Annotated in this window: 13 protein-coding genes; 6 read left to right on the plus strand and 7 right to left on the minus strand. The window is 71.3% G+C overall.

Going from position 1 to position 19,119, the window contains the following annotated elements:
* Nucleotides 1-169: 169 nt before the first annotated feature.
* Nucleotides 170-715, plus strand: a complete 546-nt coding sequence (locus C4K88_RS02625; RefSeq protein ID WP_104120051.1) for an FHA domain-containing protein — start codon at nt 170-172, stop codon at nt 713-715.
* Between the two features lie 81 nt (nt 716-796).
* Nucleotides 797-4,258 carry an FtsK/SpoIIIE domain-containing protein gene (locus tag C4K88_RS02630; protein ID WP_146065592.1) on the plus strand — a complete coding sequence of 1,154 codons (3,462 nt, stop codon included), beginning with the start codon at nt 797-799 and terminating at the stop codon, nt 4,256-4,258.
* On the opposite strand, the gene C4K88_RS02635 is transcribed toward C4K88_RS02630, so the two are convergent.
* Nucleotides 4,221-4,643, minus strand: coding sequence for a hypothetical protein (locus C4K88_RS02635; protein ID WP_104120053.1), 423 nt, complete (start codon nt 4,641-4,643; stop codon nt 4,221-4,223). The two genes, C4K88_RS02630 and C4K88_RS02635, sit on opposite strands and share 38 nt — an antisense overlap.
* Before the next feature lie 253 nt (nt 4,644-4,896).
* Here C4K88_RS02635 and C4K88_RS02640 point away from each other — a divergent pair, with 253 nt between their 5' ends.
* Complete coding sequence (locus C4K88_RS02640) at nt 4,897-5,145, plus strand: WhiB family transcriptional regulator (protein WP_043441485.1); 249 nt, start codon at nt 4,897-4,899, stop codon at nt 5,143-5,145.
* 129 nt (nt 5,146-5,274) lie between these two features.
* Here C4K88_RS02640 and C4K88_RS02645 read toward each other — a convergent pair whose 3' ends face one another.
* From C4K88_RS02645 to C4K88_RS02660, 4 genes are all read right to left on the minus strand, one after another.
* Nucleotides 5,275-6,753, minus strand: coding sequence for a sensor histidine kinase (locus tag C4K88_RS02645; protein WP_104120054.1), 1,479 nt, complete (start codon nt 6,751-6,753; stop codon nt 5,275-5,277).
* Between the two features lie 117 nt (nt 6,754-6,870).
* Nucleotides 6,871-11,691, minus strand: a complete 4,821-nt coding sequence (locus tag C4K88_RS02650; protein WP_104120055.1) for an NAD-glutamate dehydrogenase — start codon at nt 11,689-11,691, stop codon at nt 6,871-6,873.
* Nucleotides 11,692-11,738: 47 nt separating this feature from the next.
* On the minus strand, nt 11,739-13,079 hold the full coding sequence (locus tag C4K88_RS02655; protein ID WP_104120056.1) for a CpaE/TadZ family protein: 1,341 nt from the start codon (nt 13,077-13,079) through the stop codon (nt 11,739-11,741).
* The gene (locus C4K88_RS02660; protein ID WP_306418593.1) at nt 13,076-13,732 is read right to left on the minus strand and encodes a CpaB family protein; all 657 of its coding nucleotides are present in this window, start codon (nt 13,730-13,732) and stop codon (nt 13,076-13,078) included. Before C4K88_RS02660 ends, C4K88_RS02655 begins: the two co-directional genes overlap by 4 nt.
* Before the next feature lie 185 nt (nt 13,733-13,917).
* On the opposite strand from C4K88_RS02660, the gene C4K88_RS02665 reads away from it, so the two are divergent.
* Entirely contained in the window at nt 13,918-14,145 is a 228-nt protein-coding gene (locus C4K88_RS02665; protein WP_241521664.1) for a helix-turn-helix domain-containing protein, read from the plus strand.
* A gap of 150 nt (nt 14,146-14,295) precedes the next feature.
* Here C4K88_RS02665 and C4K88_RS02670 read toward each other — a convergent pair whose 3' ends face one another.
* Nucleotides 14,296-14,850 carry a hypothetical protein gene (locus tag C4K88_RS02670; RefSeq protein ID WP_104120058.1) on the minus strand — a complete coding sequence of 185 codons (555 nt, stop codon included), beginning with the start codon at nt 14,848-14,850 and terminating at the stop codon, nt 14,296-14,298.
* A gap of 122 nt (nt 14,851-14,972) precedes the next feature.
* Between C4K88_RS02670 and C4K88_RS02675 the strand changes: the two genes are divergently transcribed.
* Together C4K88_RS02675 and C4K88_RS02680 are read left to right on the plus strand one after the other, a co-directional pair.
* On the plus strand, nt 14,973-15,719 hold the full coding sequence (locus C4K88_RS02675) for a LysM peptidoglycan-binding domain-containing protein (protein WP_104120059.1): 747 nt from the start codon (nt 14,973-14,975) through the stop codon (nt 15,717-15,719).
* 79 nt (nt 15,720-15,798) lie between these two features.
* Entirely contained in the window at nt 15,799-16,359 is a 561-nt protein-coding gene (locus tag C4K88_RS02680; RefSeq protein ID WP_104120060.1) for an Rv3235 family protein, read from the plus strand.
* Here C4K88_RS02680 and secA read toward each other — a convergent pair whose 3' ends face one another.
* Entirely contained in the window at nt 16,360-19,068 is a 2,709-nt protein-coding gene (secA, locus tag C4K88_RS02685) for a preprotein translocase subunit SecA (protein ID WP_104120061.1), read from the minus strand.
* Nucleotides 19,069-19,119 lie beyond the last annotated feature (51 nt).

The following is a 19,119-nucleotide window of genomic DNA, read 5'->3' on the forward strand; positions in this document are numbered from 1 at the left end:
CTCTACCGGGGCCGTCCGGCCCACCGGCAATCTTCCCCGCGAATGTGATGAACCCTTCGTGCTTGACAGGAATCGGGTGCGGCCGCGCGTTGTCCACATCGACTCCCTCGTCGACGCGGCCGGTCCACGATGCTCCTAGTCTGGTCCCCACCCTGCCAGGAGGCCCTCGATGGATCTGCACGTCACGCTCGCCGGCGCTCCCCCGGCAGCCTTCACCCGGGAGATCGTCGTCGACACCGACACCGTCCGCACCGGCGCGGCGCTGGCGGACCGGCTCGCGGCGGGCGGACACCGGGGGCCCTTCACTGTGGACGGGCGGCCGCTGGCCGGTCTCCTCCCGCACACCGGTGACCTCCCGCACGGTGCGGTCATCGTGTGCGGCGCGCAGCCCGGGCCTCCTGCCCCGGCGCCGCTCCCCCACCTGGTGTTCGTCGTCCACACGGGGCCGGACGCGGGCCGGGTCGTGCCCCTGACGCGGGGCAGCTACGTCATCGGACGCGCGGCGGCCGGCATCACCATCGCGGATCCCGCGCTCTCCCGGAGCCATGCCCTGCTCACGGTGACGCAGGACTCCATCCTCCTCGAGGACCTCCGCTCGGTGAACGGGACATTCGTCGACGAGGCCAGGATCACGACGGCCGCCATCACCACCGCCGCGGACCTGCGGTTCGGCAGGAGCCGGTGCGGCATCGAACTGGTCGACGACCCGGGATGAACGGCAGGCGACCCCCGAACGGTCCTCGGGCCCCTGCCCGTCGACGTGGCGCTTCCGGGCCGGCCGTCGCGCCTCCTCGTCGTGACGGCACTCCTGCCCCTGGTCCTCGGGGTCGTCCTCGCGCTGACCACCGGCCTGTGGTTCTTCCTCGCCTTCAGTGGCCTCTCCGCCGTGACCGGTCTCGTACCGTTGGTGACGTACCGCCGGGCGTCGGCCGTCTTCGCCGGCGAGGTGCGCGACGCCGCCGCACGGGACCGCGCCCGACGCCGGAGCGCAGCACCCGACCCCGGGCAGACCGCGCTCGACGCCGTCCGCGCGTCCCGCCATCCCCCGCCCGGACCGTCCGGGGGGGCAGGGCCAGCACCGGAGGTGGTCCTGTTGCGGCTGGGTACGGCGGACCAGCCGGCGCACCTCACGGCTCCGCGGGCGGACGTCCCGTTCGATCCTCCGAGCCTGGACGGGGTCCCGCTCCTCCTTCCGTGTTCGAGGGAGACCGGCGCCGCGTCCCGCCCGTTCACGATCACCGGTGACGAGGAGGGAGTGCACGGCGTCCTGCGGGCCCTCCTGCTCCAGGTGGCCCACCCGCGGTCCGGCGCCCCGATCCTCGTGTGTTGGGGACCGGCCCGGGACCTGCCGCTCCACGCGCGGTTCCTGCCGAACGTCCACCTCACGCACGACCGGGGCGTCCTCGCCGCGCTCGCTGCCCGGGCGGTACTCCTGCTGGTCTTCCAGCTCTCCGAGGACCTGCCCGGGTGCGCCGCGAACGTCGTCGTCCTCCGCTTCGCCCCCGGATCACGACCCGACCGGACGCTCCCTGGACCCGATGGGCTGCACGGGACCGATGGGATGACGCTGACCGCCGGGACCGCGAGGGCCCGCATGGGCGGTTATGACTACGCGGTCCTTGCGGACGGCGTCTCGGCGCGGACCTTCGAGCGGACCGCGCGGACGCTCGCCCGGGCGGCGGCTCTCGGCCCGGCATCGCCGGCCGGCAGCCGCGGGGTCCGGCCCTCCACCCTCGCGAGCCTCCCGCGCTCGGCCTCGCTCTGGTCGGAGGACCTGATGCCGGCCACGCTCGCGCCGGCAGTCACCGCGCGGTGGTCCCGGTCCGACGGCGGGCACGCCACCGCCCACGTGGGCAGGTCCCTCGAGGGCCGCCTGTCGATCGATCTCGTGCGGGACGGCCCGCACCTGCTGGTCGCCGGGACCACCGGCTCCGGGAAGTCCGAGTTCCTGAGGACCCTCGTGCTCGGCCTCGCCCTGAACCAGCCGCCCGAGCACCTCACGGTCCTGCTGGTCGACTACAAGGGCGGTTCCGGTCTCGGCCCCCTGGCGTCCCTGCCGCACTGCGTCGGCAGTCTGACCGATCTGTCCTCCGAGTCCACCGGCCGGGCCCTGGCATCGCTGCGCGCGGAACTCCGTCGGCGGGAACGCCTGTGCTCCGAGTACGCCGCCGACGACCTCGATGACCTTCGCCGCGTCGCCCCGGGAGCCTGCCCTCCCCGGCTGGTGATCGTGATCGACGAGTTCAGGTCGCTGAGCGACGACGTCCCGACGGCGATCCCCGACCTGATGAGGATCGCCTCGCTCGGCCGCTCCCTCGGGGTCCACCTGGTCCTGGCCACCCAGCGGGCCCAGGGCGTCGTCACTCCGGACCTGCGGGCGAACATCACCGCGTCGGTCCTCCTCAGGGTCCAGACCCCGATGGAGTCGCAGGACCTCCTCGGGACACCGGCGGCCGCGGAGCTGCCCGTCGACCTCCCGGGGCGGGCCTTCCTGCGCCGCGGGTCGGAGGCCCCGATCGCCTTCCAGGTCGCGTCGTCGTCGGAGTTGCCCGCCGCGGACCGCAGCGCGGGCTGGCAGGATGCCGCCGCCCGCATCGATGGCGCATCGGCCGCTCCTGCCCGGGCAGCCGTGCCCGACCCCGAGGGAACGGCCGGGCCGCAGACTTCCTCCGTGCTCGCCCAGGCGGTCGAAGCGCTGCGGTCCGCGGCTGGAGGATCGTCCGCTCCCCGGCCGCGCCGACCCGTCCTGCCGCCCCTGCCGGCCGTGCTCACCTCGCGGGCATGCGGGGCCTTTCCTCCCGCCACGGCCGGGCACGACACCCCCGACGCCCGGCGCGGGCACCGGGGGGTGGCCCTCGGCGTCGCCGACTTCCCGGACCGCCAGGAACAGCGACTCCTGCTCTGGAGACCCGGGGAGCACTCGCATCTCGCGCTCATCGGGCTCCCGGGCAGCGGCGCAGGAGAGGCCCTCGCGGCGGTCGCCTCGTCCCTGCCGGTCGCCGATCCCGACGTCCACCTGTACCTCCTCGACGGTGACGGCAGCCTGGCCGGCTGCTCGTCGGGTCCACACGTGGGCGCCTACGTCCGCCCGGACGAGACGCGACGCGCCGGCCGCGTCCTGCAGCGGCTCGTGGGTCGTGCGGGTGCCCGGTCCGACGACGGTCCGGGCATCGTCCTCGTGGTCACCGGCTGGGGTCGGTGGAGCAGCCAGTTCCGCCAGGGCCGCTTCGCACGCGCGGAGGAGGACCTGCAGTCGCTGGTCCGGGACGGAGCTGCGCACGGGATCGCGGTCTGCCTCGGCGGGGATCGGGAGCTGACCGCGGCCAGGTTCTTCGCCCTCCTCCCGAACCGCGTCTACCTCCCACGGGGAGCCCAGCAGGAGACGACCCTGACCTGGCCGAAGATGCCGCCCCTCGAGGCCGTCGCCGGCCGCGGCTTCGCCCAGGGCCGGATCACCGGCACCTGGGGCGACGGCACCTGCCAGCTCGTGCAGGACGGCGCCGATGTTCGTCCGACGCCCCCATCCCGGGCGCCGTTCCCGGTCCATCCACTGCCGCACGCCGTCACCGCGGAGAGGCTCCACGCGCAATCGGCGCCAGCGCAGCGCCGGGGCTCGATCGACCTGCTGGTGGGCGTGTGCGGGGACGACCTCGAGGCGTATGTCATCGGCCTCCGGCCCGGTGAGGTGTTCCTCGTGCTGGGCCGTCCGGGGACCGGACGCTCCACGACGCTGGGGGTGCTCCGGGATTCCGCCTCCCGGCTCCGGCCGCGTCCCACCGTCCTCGCACCGCGGGACGGCGGCTCGGGCGAGGACGCGGTGCGCTACTGGCGGGACCTCACCGAGCACGGCGCCCGTCCTCCGGGACAGGACTGCCTCCTGCTCGTCGACGACGCCGATGATCTCCCCGCGGACGTGCATCAGGTCCTCGCGGGGCTGGTGGCCCGGGGCGCCGCCGCGGTGCTGGCCGCCGTGCCGGGGCCGTCCCTCCTGGCGCGGGTTCCCCTGGCCGCCCAGGGGCGCGGGCAGGGTCGGGGCCTCGTGCTGTCGCCCCGGTCGTCGGGTGACGGGGATGTCCTGGGGGTCCGCCTCGAACCGGAGGGTCGCCCGATCCCGGGCCGCGGATTCGCCTGTGACCCGTCGGGCATCATGGAGCTCCAGGTGGCGCAGGGACCGGGTGATGCGGACGGGGAGGTTCGTCCGCGGGCAGGAGAGCTGCGACCTAGAGCGTCCTCGCGGGCCCCGACCCCCGGGTCGTGAAGTCGACGACGGGCTTCGAGAAGAGCGTGATGATCACCGCGGCCGCGGGCGCGATGAGCAGGACGCCGATGACGGGATCACCGGCGGTGAAGTAGGGGAAGGCCAGGATCACCAGGAACAACTGGACCACCAGCGCCGGCGAGCGCGGCCAGCGGAACCCGGCCGCCAGTTTCCTCGCCATGGCCACCAGGCCTGCCGCGACGAGCAGGAGCAGGACGGTCATGAAGACCGATCCCCCGACGGAGACCGGGTCCGCTGCGAAGACCGACAGGAGGAAACCGACCGACAGGGCGAGGAGGGCGACGGCCTCGAGCACCAGGACCGCGGCGATCAGGACGACGCCGGGCGGTCGGGAGAGGGAGTGCGGGGCAGGATCGGTGGCCACCCTAGAACCCTACCCGAGCGGCTCCCGGAGAACCGGGACACCTACGGCACCGCCTATAACAGGCATCGCTGTGACAAACCACTCATCCGTCAGTCCAATTATCCGGGTCAGACACTTGTTTACCGGTTGGTTACGTGACAGCGTTAAACCGAGTTGAGACCCGGGGGCCGAAAGCGGCCCCTTTACTATGAGCCCCCTCGTGAATGTTTTCACAAACACACGGCGTGCGAGGCTGAAGGAGAATGTGATCACCATGGATTGGCGTAGTCGCGCGGCCTGTCTGGACAAGGACCCGGAGCTGTTCTTCCCGGTCGGCAACACCGGACCGGCCCTCCTGCAGATCGAGGAGGCAAAAAGTGTCTGCCGCCGCTGCCCGGTGCAGGACACCTGCCTGCAGTGGGCCATCGAATCCGGGCAGGATGCCGGCGTCTGGGGCGGACTGAGCGAGGACGAGCGCCGCGCGCTCAAGCGCCGCGCCGCACGGGCCCGCCGCGCCTCCTAGGGGTCCGGGCCGATCCGCCGGCCCGAACGCGGGTGGATCCCGCGCTGCGGGTACTGATCGATCGACGAAGGGCCGCCCAGGGGCGGCCCTTCGTCGTCGGACCCGACAGGTGGGATGCGGCCGATCGGCCTAGGACCCCTGGTTCAGCCGCAGTCCCAGCTCGAGGGTGACCGACGTGCCGCCGCCGGGACGTGTGCTCCACGCGATCGTCCCGTCGAGCTCACTCATGACCAGCGTCCTGACGATCTGCAGGCCCAGTCCTTCGGCGTGTCCGCCCACGGGCAGGCCGACGCCGTCGTCCTCGATCGTGACGCGGAGGATCTCCTGGCCGTCGTCCTCCGTCCGGCGGTGCGCCCTGAGCCATACGGTCCCCGCCCTGCCGGACAGGCCGTGTTCGACGGCGTTCGTGACGAGCTCGTTGATCACCAGGGCCAGGGGTGTCGCGAGATCGCTCGGAAGCTCCCCGAAATCGCCGCTGCGTTCGGTCCGGACGGCCTGGGACGGCGACGCCACCTCGGCGGACAGGCGGAACTGGCGGGAGATGAGTTCGTCGAAGTCGACGCTCTGGGCCAGGCCCTGGGACAGTGTCTCGTGCACCAGCGCGATCGTGGACACGCGGCGCATGGCCTGCTCGAGGCCGAGCTTCCCCTCCTCGCTGACCATCCGGCGGGACTGCATCCGCAGCAGCGCGGCCACGGTCTGCAGGTTGTTCTTCACCCGGTGGTGGATCTCGCGGATCGTCGCGTCCTTCGACACCAGTTCCATCTCGCGGCGGCGGAGCTCGGAGACGTCCCGGCACAGCACGAGCGCCCCGAAGCGTTCCTTCTCGTCGCGGAGCGGGATGGCCCGCAGGGACAGGCTGACGCCGCGGGACTCGATCTCCGTGCGCCACGGCATCCTGCCGGTCACCACGAGGGGCAGCGTCTCGTCGACCATGCGCCGGTCCTTCAGCAGTCCCGTGGTGATCTCGGCGAGCGGCCTCCCCTCGAGGGTCTCCACGTCCCCGAGGCGCCGGAACGCCGACACCCCGTTGGGGCTCGCGTACTGGACGATGCCGTCGACGTCGAGCCTGATCAGCCCGTCCCCCACCCGGGGCGCGCCCCGGCGGGACCCGGTCGGTGTCGCGAAGTCGGGCCACAGCCCGAGCGTGCCCATGCGCAGGAGGTCGTAGGCGCACTGCCGGTAGGTCAGTTCCAGCCGGGAGGGCATCCTGGAGCTGGACAAATCCATGTGGGTCGTCACGACGGCGAGGGTCCGGCCGTTGCGCACCATGGGGACGGCCTCCACGCGCATCGCCATCTCGGTGGTCCAGTTGGTCTCCCCGGAGCGCTCGATCTTCTGGGACTCCCAGGCGACGTCGACGAGCGGCTGGAGGTCCGCGCGGATACGCTCCCCCACGAAGTCGCTGTGGAAGACGGTGTGCGACGTCGACGGCCGGGCGTGCGCGAGCGCGACGTACCCGCCGCCGTCGAGCGGGAACCACAGGGCGAGGTCGGCGAAGGCGAGGTCCGCGACCATCTGCCAGTCCCCCACCAGCAGGTGCAGCCACTCCGCGTCGCCGGGTTCGAACCCCGTGAACTCGCGGATCGGATCAGTGAAGATAGCCATGGGGTCTCTCTGTAGCGACGAACGGCGGGCGGGCCGCGGGCGGGTGCTGGACACCCGGTGGGACTACCGGGATCCAGTCTGTCATCCCCGGCCGGGCCCGCCCACCCGGCGGTTGCCTCAGCGGACGATCGAGCGGAGGAGCCGCAGCGCCACCGACAGGGACGAGATGTCGTCCTGTTCCAGCCTGTTCACCTCCGCGAACATGTTGCTGGCCCGCTGGAGCTGGTCCTCGTTCTGGTCCTGCCACGCCTGCAGGCGTTCGCCGGCGTCGCGGTCCTGCAGGTCCTGGGACGCGCGCATGACGGCCACGGTGATGTCCGCGGCGGTGGAGTACAGGTCGTCGCGCAACGCGGCCCGCGCGAGGGCCTGCCACCGGTCCGTGCGCGGCAGCTTCGTGATCCGCTCGAGCAGGTCGTCCACCTCGAAGCGGTCGTAGACCGCGTAGTAGACGTGCGCGATGTTCCCGACCGGCTCGTCGATCCTGCGCGTGGCGAGCGCGATGTCGAGCAGGGCGAAGGACTCGAACTGTTCGGCCCAGTGCCGGCCGAGTTCCTCCGGCAGGCGCCACTGGGTGGCCCGCTCCCGCCAGCGGAGGGCGCGCTCCAGGTCACGGCCCCGCAGGTACTCGGACAGATGCATGTGGAACGGCTCGATCAGCGGCTTGAACGCGGCGATGTCCTGGTCCACGGAGGTTCCCGGCTCGACGTGGTTCACGAACCAGCGGACGGCGCGGTCCAGGAGCCGCCTCAGGTCGAGGTGCACGGTGCACCAGTGCTCCGTCGGGAAGTCCGCCGGCAGCGCTGCGAGCGCGTCCACGGTCCTGTCCAGCGAGTAGATCTCGCGCAGGGCCACGAACGCGCGGGCGATCATGGGTTCGGGGACGGAGGTCTCCTCCAGTACCCGGAACGCGAACGTGATCCCGCCCATGTTGATGATGTCGTTGGCGACGACGGTCGAGATGATCTCCCGGCGCAGCGGATGGGTGTCGAGGACGTCGTCGAACCGTTCCACGAGCCGGCGCGGGAAGTAGCGCCGCAGCGTGCCGCTGAAGTGCGGGTCGTCGGCGAGGGTGCTGGCCGTGAGGACCCTGGTGAGTTCGATCTTGGCGTAGGCCGCGAGGACGGAGAGTTCGGGCGAGGTGAGGCCCTGGCCGGCGTCGACCCTTTTGCGCAGCTCCGCCGTGGTCGGGAGCGCCTCGAGGTCGCGGTCGAGATCGGCCTTCTTCTCCAGCCAGTCCATCATGCGCTCGTAGCTGGGGCTCCACTCGACGACTCGCTGGCGGTCGTTGAGCAGCAGGACGTTCTGGTCGATGTTGTCCTGCAGGACCAGGCGGCCCACCTCGTCGGTCATGGAGTGCAGGAACTCGGCGCGTTCCTCGGGCTGCAGGCGCCCGGCCCGCACCATCCGGTCGACGAAGATCTTGATGTTGACCTCGTGGTCGGAGCAGTCCACGCCCGCGCTGTTGTCGATGGCGTCGGTGTTGAGGACGACCCCGGACAGCGCGGCCTCGATGCGTCCGCGCTGGGTCATCCCGAGGTTCCCGCCCTCGCCGACGACGCGCGCCCGCAGTTCGCTGCCGTTCACCCGGATGGCATCGTTGGCGCGGTCGCCGACGTCCGCGTTCGTCTCGTCGGTCGCCTTCACGTAGGTCCCGATCCCACCGTTGTAGAGCAGGTCGGCGGGGGCCCGGAGGATGGCGCGCAGGAGTTCCGGTGGGCTCAGCTGCGTGATCCCGGCGTCGAGGTCCAGGGCCTCCCGCACCTCGGGCGAGATGGGGACGGACTTGGCCTGCCGCGGGTACACGCCGCCGCCGGCGCTGATGAGCGCGGTGTCGTAGTCCTCCCAGCTCGAGCGGGGGAGTTCGAACAGGCGCCGCCGCTCGGCGAAGGACGCCGCCGCGTCCGGGCTCGGGTCGAGGAAGATGTGGCGGTGGTCGAAGGCCGCGAGGAGGCGGATGTGCTCGGAGAGGAGCATCCCGTTCCCGAAGACGTCACCGCTCATGTCGCCCACCCCGACGACGGTGAAGTCGTCGGTCTGCGTGTCGAGGTCGAACTCGCTGAAGTGCCGCTTGACGGACTCCCAGGCGCCGCGCGCGGTGATGCCCATGGCCTTGTGGTCGTAGCCGACGGACCCGCCGGAGGCGAAGGCGTCTCCCAGCCAGAAGTCGTACTCCGCGGACAGCTCGTTCGCGATGTCCGAGAACGACGCCGTGCCCTTGTCCGCGGCGACCACGAGGTACGTGTCGTCGTCGTCGTGCCGGACGACGCGCGGCGGGGGCGCCACCGTCTCGGTGGTGCCGTTCGTGATCACGTTGTCGGTGATGTCGAGCAGGCCGCGGATGAAGGTGCGGTAGCTGGCCTGCCCCTCGGCGATCCACGCCTGGCGGTCGAGCGAGGGGTCGGGCAGCTGCTTGGCGAAGAAGCCGCCCTTGGCCCCGGTCGGCACGATGACCGCGTTCTTGACGGTCTGTGCCTTGACGAGCCCGAGGACCTCGGTCCGGAAGTCCTCGCGCCGGTCCGACCAGCGCAGCCCACCGCGCGCCACCTTGCCGAAGCGCAGGTGCACTCCCTCGACCTGCGGGGAGTAGACCCAGATCTCGAACTTCGGCCGCGGGAACGGCGCGCCGGTGATCCGGGAGGTGTCGAACTTCAGGCTCACGTGACGCTTGTCCTGGAAATAGTTGGTCCTCAGCGTCGCCTCGATGAGATTGGCGAAGGTCCGCAGCACGCGGTCCGCGTCGAGGGTGGGGACCTGCTCCAGGCCCTCCTCGAGCGTGGTCCGCGCGGCGTCTGACGCGGCGTCCCGGTCGCCCTCGAGATCGGGGTCGAACCGCGCGGTGAACAGTGCCACGAGGGCCCGGGTGACCGTCGGGTTGCGGAGCAGGGTGTCGGCGACGAACCCGTACGAGTTGGTGTTGCCCATCTGGCGCATGTACTTGGCGTAGGCCCGGAGGATCACCACCTGGCGCCAGCCGAGCTCCTCGCTGAGCACGAGCCGGTCGAACTGGTCGGACTCGCTGTCGCCCACGACGGCCGCCGTGAACGCCTCACGGAGCAGGGGCGCGGTGTCGAGCGGCGAGATGCCGGCGGGGAACCTCAGCCCGAGGTCGTAGAGGAAGAACGAGCGGTCGTCGGACCGCGTGATCTCGAAGGGCCGCTCGTCCAGCACCTCGAGTCCGAGGTTGTGGAGGTACGGCAGGATCTGCGTGAGGCTCTTCGCCTCGGCCAGGTAGAGCTTGAGGCGGGCGTCCTCGGCGTCCTGGCGGTCCGGCACGTACACGTGGAGCTGCGGAGCGCCGTCGGGCTCCTCTGCCAGCCGCTCGAAGCGGGGGATGTCCTCCAGGGCGTCCTCGACCTCGTAGTCGACGCGGTAGCTGGGAGGGAAGGACTCCGCCCACAGGGTCGCGAGCCGCTGTGCGTCGTCCTGCTCGAACCGCTGCTGGGCGACCTCCACCACGCCCTCGGACCAGGAGCGGGCCGCCCGGACGAGGCGTTCCTCCAGCTCGATGGTGTCGATCGCGGGGATCTCGACGCCGCGCTGCAGCCTGATCCGGAAGAACAGCCGGGCGAGCGCGGACTCGCTCATCCGCGCCTCGAAGTCGATGGACTCGGCATGGAGGGCCGTGCCCAGCTCGTCCTCGATGCGCCGCCGGACGCTGGTCGTGTACCGGTCGCGGGGAAGATAGACGAGGGCGGACATGAACCGGCCGTACACGTCCGGGCGCAGGAAGAGCCGCGTCCGGCGTCGTTCCTGCAGGCGGAGGATCCCGAGCGCCGTGGACACGAGGTCGGCGTCGTCGATCTGGAACAGCTCGTCGCGGGGGTAGGTCTCGAGGATGGACAGCAGGTCCTTGCCCGAGTGCGAGTCCGAGGGGAAGCCGCAGCGGCGCAGCACCTCCGTGACCTTGTCGCGGACCAGGGGCACGTTGCGGACCGACCCGGTGTAGGCGCTGGTCGCGAACAGGCCGATGAAGCGGCGCTCGCCGTCGACGTTGCCCTGCGCGTCGAAGCTCTTGATCCCGATGTAGTCGAGGTACGCGGCGCGGTGCACGGTCGAGCGCGAGTTCGCCTTCGTGATCACGAGGAGCCGCCGTTCGCGCGCCATCGCGCGTCCCGCCGCGGTGAGCTGCTGCAGGTGTCCGCTGCCGTGCCGGAGCAGGCCGAGGCCGCTGCCCTCGCGTTCCAGGAGCGCGTCGGCGCCGTCCTCGTCCCTCACGAGGTCGTACTCCTTGTAGCCGAGGAACGTGAAGTTGCCGTCGTCGAGCCACCGGAGGAGTTCCTGCGCCTGGCGCAGGTCGGGAAGCTGCTCGGCGCCGACGACCGACGCGAGCGACGCCTCGATGGAGCGTACGGTGTTGCGCATGGCGGGCCAGTCCTCGACCGCCGCACGGACATCACCCAGCACCCGGTGGAGGCCGTCGATGAGCGACTCCTTCGCCGCCGCGTCGGACAGCCGCGCGACCTCCACGGAGATCCACGACTCGATGTGCGTGGTGCGTCCGTCCAGGCCCACGAGGTCGCCGATGTTCGGCAGGGCCGCGGTGTCCCCGCTGGAGGCACCGGCTGTCGAGGGGACACGCTCGAGGGTCGTCAGGGCATGGGACTCGTCCTCGCGTACGGCGAGGAACGTCGGGTGCACCACCAGGCGGATCGCGGCGTTCTGCCGGACGAGCTCTGCCGTGACCGAATCGACCAGGAACGGCATGTCATCGGTGACGATCATGACGACGCTGGAGGTGCCCTGATCCATGATGCCGACGGCGGCCGTCCCCGGCCGGCGGGATTCGGCGAGGTCCCGATGGGCGAACGCCCGCTGGCGGAGGTCGGCGGGGAGGTGCCCGACGGCGTCCTCGCGCGCGAGATGCTCGAAGTAGTGCTGTACGAAATCCCGTGACGTGTCCGAGCTTGACTGATCCGTTGTCCTGGATCCAGACGACATGGGGAGGGCCTCCGTAACGTGATGAAAGGCCGCTCCGTTGCGACCTCTTACCGTGGAATCCTAGCCGGGATACCCGGAAACTTCACGTTGCCGGATCTCGTCCCGGACCCGCGCCGTCGCGCCTCCCCGCCCGCGGGGACGCCCGCGAGGGCGGCGATCGCGAGTCTCAGCGGCGAGCCCGGTGCGGTCTCGAGCAGGGCCGTTCCGGCGAGCAGCGCCCGGTCCGCCGCCGCGGCGTCCAGGGGCAGGAACGCGGAGATCCCGAGTGACGGCCCGAAACGCTCCCAGGCCTCCCGCAGCTGCGTCTCGGGAGCGCGGCCCACGGCCGCCGCCCGCACCTTGTTGAACACCACGCGGGGTGTCGCCGTGGGGACGGCATCACCGAGTTCCGCGAGTGCCTTGACCAGGCGCGGCACGCCGATGGTGTCCGCCGCGCCGATCGCGAGAACCGTGTCCGCGACCTCCAGGCAGCGCAGCGCCGCCCCGTTGCGGCGCGGGGCGAGGGTGTCGAAGCTGAGCTCCTCGTCGGCCTCGAGGCAGAACCCGCAGTCGACGACGGTCACCTCCGCCAGGGAGCGCCCCGCCTCGAGGACCCTGCTGAGGGCCGCGGGCCGCAGTTCGGGCCACCGGTCGGGGCGGGTGATACCCGTCAGCACGCGCAGCCGGCCGCCCTTCACCGCGACGCTCACCGCGATCCGGCCGAGCGCCGTGCCGTCGAACTGGCCCTGATCGGCGATGCGGCAGGCCTGCGCGAGCCCCGCCGACTCGTCGAGCAGGCCGAGCGAGGCTCCGATGCTCGCCCCGTAGGTGTCGGCGTCGACGAGGAGGACCGAGCGGCCGGCCGCAGCCAGTTCCGCGGCCATGTTGAGGGCCACGGTGGTGCGCCCCGGGGCCCCGGGTGGCCCCCACACGGCCGTGATGCGTCCGGCACCGGGTTCCTCGGTCACCCCGGTCCCCTCGATGGGCCGTGCCGCCGCCACGTCCGGCCGGCCCAGCGGATCGGCATAGGCGAGGGAGCCCTGCGGACGGCCCGGATCGGCGTCGAAGCGTCCCACCGCCCGGGTGATGGCCGCCGCGAGCACTCCGGCCTCCACCGATGCCTCGACGTACTCGATGCCGTCGACGGTGGGACCGACTGGTCCCGGCAGCCGGTCGCGGAGCGCGACGACGGCGACGCCCGTGAAGCGCAGGCGGTCGACGAGGGACGCCGTGAGCTCGGCGGCACCGGGGGCGATGACCACGGCTCGCGCCAGGCCGCTCTGGCAGGCGGCGACGAGCTCGGTGAGTTCCGTGCAGCGACGCACCACGGTCACGGGCCCCCGCAGCTGTTCCAGCCCGGGGACATAGGCGTTCGCCTCCGCCCCGAGCGTGATGACCGGGATGCTCACGAGCCGGCGCCCGGGTTCAGCACGACGGCGATCCGGGCGTCGTTGGACAGCGCCCCCAGCAGCGCGGGCATGGCGCCGTCGTCCACGAGGACCTGGACGAGCGTGGAGGAGCTCCCTCCGAGGGCGGACTCCCCCACCGTCAGCTCCGCCACCTCCGCGGCCTCGAGGAGCAGCCGGGGTTCGTCGTAGGAATTCGTGTCGGTCCGGAGCGAGACCCAGATATCCACGCGGTCCCCGGCAGCGGTCCCGCTTGGCAGCGGGTCCTCGACGGTGAGCCCCACCGGCTTGCGGTCCAGCCCGTCCGTCCTGCCCACCGCGGCGGCGGGGACGAGCTCGCCCCGGGGAACGAGGCGGGTCGCGACTGCGGCGTCGGGGATGCCGGCGGCCACGGTCAGGTAGGCGTCCGACACGTCGCCCAGACGGACGGGCACGGCCACCAGATCCTCCTCCGTCAGCTTCGACCCGACGGCGATGTCCTCCCGGGCGGAGTACACCTGCGTGGTGGTGTTCTGGCTGTCCAGGAGCGCGATCACCCCCGCCGTCGACGAGAGGACCAGGAGGAGGCCGATCAGCAGCCGTGGATCCTTCCAGGACGGCTTCCTCAGACGCGGAGCCTCGCTCGGCACCTGCATGGCACGCGTGTCGATACTCACTGTCGTCCCCCATTCGACCGGTGGCGCCCCGACCGGGCTTCACTCCCCGCACGCCATTGTTGTGTACGGCGGGCCCCAAGGGAACCGATCGACGGCAAATGGCGTCGACCTGTGGAGAACTGCGGCCGGCGACCCCGGCGGTGGCAGACTGGAGGCATACCCGAACGACCATGAAAGGCGGACCCGTGGCCGAGCGGCGCTTCCTCACCCTCGCCGACGTCGGTGAGGTGCTCAACATCAGCGCATCCCAGACATACGCCCTCGTCCGCTCGGGGGAGCTGCCGGCCATCCAGGTGGGGGGCCGGGGCCAGTGGCGCGTGGAGACCCGGATCCTCGAGGAGTACATCGCTGCGGCCTACGAGAAGACGGCGGCGGCGCTGAGGAACGACGCCGCGGGCACTCCACCCGCCTGATCACGGGCGACGTCCAGCCCGCACGCGGCTCTCCCGGGACGCGGCGGACGGGCGCCACGATCGTCCTCGATCCGCCGCGTGGTGCCACGGGCTCAGCCCGCCGCGGCGTCGTGCCCCGGGTTCAGTCCGCCGCCGCGTCGTGCCACGGGTTCAGTCCGCCGCCGCGTCGACGGCGTCGAGGGAGGCGAAGGGCACGGTGAGGACGTCCCGGCCCTGCGCCTGTCGGCCCTCACGGTCGACTCCCGTCGTTCCGACGTCGACGAAGTCCGCACCGACCCTGTCGATGATCCCCGCCTGGCGGGACGGGGGCGACACCGTCCAGAGCGTCACATACGCCCGGTCGCGGGACAGGACCCGGAGCGCCGATCCCAGTCCCAGGCGGGCGCCGACACCCGACAGCGGCTGACCGGCCCCACGCCCCATCCCGCGGAGCAGGTGCAGTGACGACAGCGGGACGATCACGGACCGCCCCTCCACCGCGACGGCGATCCACTCCGAGCCGACATTCGTGAGGATGCCCTCGAGTGACCGGCCGCCTCGCGTCGACACCCCGAGCGGCCGCCCGACCTGGCCGAGCAGCCGCTGCACCAGGGTCAGCCGCGCCTGCTCGGCGCGCGTGCGTTCCCTGATCTCACTCTCCTGCTCGAGGGCGGTGGCCGCCTGGAGCTGCGACTCGAGGTCGTTGAACAGGGCATCCCAGCGCATCTCCCCAACCTAGGAGCCCTCCGTCCCGACGTCAATCGAACAGGTATCCCGTGAATAGAAAGCAAGTGTAGACAAACTACATCAAACGACATCAAACTGAGGCCTCGAGGAGGAGGGTTTCCATGAAGACGTCGGACACGATTCAGGCCGGACTGATTCTCGGGTGCGGTGTCGTCACGACGGGGGCAGGGACCGCCCTGCTCGTCGGCCGGCAGGCGACCGGCAGACCGGTGCTGGAGGACGCCCTCGGTCTGGCACTGGCGGGGCTCGGGCTCGCCGTCGTCGGCGGGTGGGTGGTCCTGTTCCTCGTGGCGCTCCTCGCCGAACTGCTCCACCGACGCGGCCCGTCGATCGCCGCGACCTGCGCCTCCCGCTGCGCTCCCGCGCTGATGCGGCGCCTCGCCGTCGCACTGCTCGGCCTCAACCTCCTCGCCGTTCCCGCCGTGGCACACGCGGCGACGGCCGGCACGGCGGGGAGTCCGGGGCCGGCTGTAGCCGCGACCACCGGGGCGGCGGGCAGTCCGGGGCAGGCCCCGTCCGCTGCCGGTCGATCGGCATCCGTCGCGGCTCCGGGGCCTACGGACCCGAGGCCCGAGCCCGTGTCCCCCGCCTGGCAGCCGGAGCCCCTGCCGGTGGACGGCGGACCGCTGGTGCGGGGGCCGAGCCGCGCCGTCGTCGACGCGGAGGAGGCTGTCGTCGCGCCGGGTGATTCCCTGTGGTCGATCGTCGCCGCCCGGCTCGGGCCGCTGGCGACCGCGGCGGACATCGCCGAGGTGTGGCCGACCTGGTACGAGGCCAATCGCGCTCTCATCGGGGACGACCCGTCCCTCCTGCTCCCCGGCACGGTGCTGCAGGCGCCGTCCGGGTAGGAACCGGATGGGGATCCGGTTGCAGGCCACTCGCTGCTCACCCAGCCCGTCACCCGACCAGTCAACGAAGGGAATCCGCATGAACCCCGTGACCCAGCTCCGTCCCGCTGCCACCGAACTCGCCGCGGCAAGCGGCGCGCCACGAGCGCTGCTCGCGCCGCCCCGCCCCGCGGACGCGCAGGCCACCGTGATCCCGCTGAGGCCGGCGGAACCGCCCGGGACGGCCCCGACGCCGGGGCCGCCGCAGGACGCGGACCCCCTGGGGGCCGCTGATGCGGGGATCGAGCTCCGGATCGCCGGGATCGCCCGGTCCGTCTGCCAGGGCGCCCTCGAGGTCCTGGGCGGATCGCGCCCCCTGCAGCAGATGGCCCGCTGGCTCGACACCGAGAACTACGAGCGGTTGCAGCTGCGCGCGAACCTGGTGCGCTGCGTCGGCGCGCGTCCGGCCGGCCGGGGAGGGGAGGTCCCGGGGAGCACGGACCGGCATGTGGTGGTCCGCTCGGCCCGCGTCTGCCCCGTGAGCCCCGGCGTCTACGAGGCCTCGGTCGTCGCCTTCGACCGGAAACGCGTCCGCGCCGTCGCTCTTCGGATAGAGCAACGGCGCGGAGCGTGGCGGGTCACCGCCCTCGAGATCGGCTGACTACCGCTTCTTGTTCTTCCGGCCGGCGGACGGCGCGGCCTGCGTCTTGTTCCGCTCGACGTGCACCTCGGCCTCGCCCTGGGCATTGGGGGCGATGAAATTGAGGGTCGCGGGCTTGGCCGGTGCTTCGAGTCCGGCCGCCTTGATCGTCGGCGCCTGGACCACCCCGCGACCGTCCGTGACCCCGGGAAGACCCGTCTGGGCCGGCGCCGAGACCTCGACCTCGAGGTTGAACAGGTAGCCGATGCTCTCCTCGCGGATCGACTCCATCATTGCCTGGAAGAGGATGAAGCCTTCACGCTGGTACTCGACGAGCGGATCCCTCTGCGCCATCGCGCGGAGGCCGATGCCCTCCTTGAGGTAGTCCATCTCGTAGAGGTGCTCCTGCCACTTCCGGCCGATGACCGAGAGCACCACGCGACGCTCCAGTTCGCGGACCGTCTGCTCCCCGAGGGCTTCCTCGCGCGCCTGGTAGGCGAGCTTCGCATCGGAGAGGATCTCGTCGTGCAGGAAGTCGCGGGTGATCTTCGACGTCCCGCCCGCCTCCTCGATGACCTCGTCGGAGGTCAGGGTGATCGGGTACAGCGTCCTGAGGTTCGTCCACAGCAGGTCGTAGTCCCAGTCGTCGCCGTGGCCCTGCGCCGTGGCTTCGTCCACCATCGCGGTGATGACGTCCTCCAGGAAGAACTGCACCTTCTCCCTCAGGTCGTCGCCCTCGAGGATCCTCCGGCGGTCGCCGTAGATCGCCTCACGCTGGCGGTTCAGCACGTCGTCGTACTTCAGGACGTTCTTGCGCTGTTCGGCGTTGCGGCCCTCGACCTGGCCCTGGGCGCTCTCGATCGCCTTCGACACCATCTTCGACTCGAGCGCGACGTCGTCGGGCATGGTCGCACTGTTCATGATCCGCTCCGCGCCGCCCGAGTTGAACAGGCGCATCAGGTCATCGGTCAGGGACAGGTAGAAGCGGGACCGCCCCGGGTCCCCCTGGCGGCCGGAGCGGCCCCGCAGCTGGTTGTCGATCCGCCGCGACTCGTGGCGCTCCGTCCCGAGCACGTACAGGCCACCGATCTCGCGGACCTCCTCCTGCTCGGCCTTGACCGCTTCCTTCGCGGCCTCGAGCGCCGCGGGCCACCGGGCCTCGTACTCCTCCGGGTTGTCGGCGGGGTCGAGCCCCGCCTTCTCCAACGCTGCGACGGCGTTGAACTCGGCGTTGCCGCCGAGCATGATGTCGGTGCCGCGGCCGGCCATGTTGGTGGCGACGGTGACGGCGCCCTTGCGGCCGGCCTGCGCGATGATCGCGGCCTCCCGCGCGTGGTTCTTCGCGTTCAGGACCTCGTGGCGGACGCCCGCCTTCGCGAGCTGCTTCGAGAGGTACTCGCTCTTCTCGACGCTCGTCGTCCCGACGAGCACGGGCTGTCCGGTCTCGTGGCGCTCGACGATGTCCTTCACGACGGCGTCGAACTTCGCGACCTCGTTCTTGTAGATGAGGTCGGAGAGGTCCTTGCGCGCCATCTCCCGGTTTGTGGGGATGGGGACGACGCCCAGCTTGTAGGTGGACATGAACTCGGCGGCCTCGGTCTCGGCGGTGCCGGTCATGCCCGAGAGCTTGTCGTAGAGGCGGAAGTAGTTCTGCAGCGTGACGGTGGCGAGGGTCTGGTTCTCCGCCTTGATCTCCACGCCCTCCTTCGCCTCGATCGCCTGATGCATGCCCTCGTTGTAGCGCCGGCCGGCGAGGATGCGGCCCGTGTGCTCGTCGACGATCATGACCTCGCCGTTGAGGACCACGTAGTCCTTGTCCCGCTTGAAGAGTTCCTTGGCCTTGATGGCGTTGTTCAGGAACCCGATGAGCGGCGTGTTCGCCGACTCGTACAGGTTGGAGATGCCGAGGTAGTCCTCGACCTTCTCGATGCCGTCCTCGAGGACGCCGACGGTGCGCTTCTTCTCGTCCACCTCGTAGTCGACGTCGACGGTGAGCTTCTGGACGACCTTCGCGAACTCGGTGTACCAGCGGTTCACATCCCCCGAGGCCTGGCCGCTGATGATGAGCGGGGTCCGCGCCTCGTCGATGAGGATGGAGTCGACCTCGTCCACGATGGCGAAGCTGTGGCCGCGCTGCACGAGCTCCGTGGCACTCCAGGCCATGTTGTCGCGCAGGTAGTCGAAGCCGAACTCGTTGTTCGTGCCGTACGTGATGTCCGCGGCGTACTGCTCGCGGCGCGTCGCCGGGTCCTGCTTCGAGAGGATGCAGCCGCTGGTCAGCCCGAGGAAGCGGTAGACGCGTCCCATGAGGTCCGACTGGTACTCGGCCAGGTAGTCGTTGACGGTGACGACGTGGACGCCCTTGCCGGACAGCGCGTTGAGGTAGGCGGGCGCGGTGGCGACGAGGGTCTTGCCCTCACCGGTCTTCATCTCGGCGATGTTCCCCAGGTGGAGGGCGGCGCCGCCCATCAGCTGGACGTCGAAGTGGCGCAGGCCGAGCGTGCGGCTCGACGCCTCACGGACCGCGGCGAAGGCCTCGGGAAGGAGATCGTCCAGGGTGGCGCCGTCGGCGAGACGCTTCTTCAGCCGATCGGTCTCCCCGCGCAGCTCCGCGTCGGACATCTCGCGGAATTCGTCCTCCAGGACGTTGATCGCGTCAGCGTAGTTCCGGAGCCGCTTCAGTGTCTTCTTATCGCCGGTGCGGAGAACTCGTTCAAGAAGTGATGGCACTGGTATTTACTCCCAATCTGATGCTGCCGAGGATGGCGTCTCTAGTCTAGG

It is taken from the genome of Arthrobacter pityocampae, from assembly GCF_002927275.1.
In the GTDB taxonomy this organism is placed as follows: Bacteria; Actinomycetota; Actinomycetes; order Actinomycetales; family Micrococcaceae; genus Arthrobacter_D; species Arthrobacter_D pityocampae.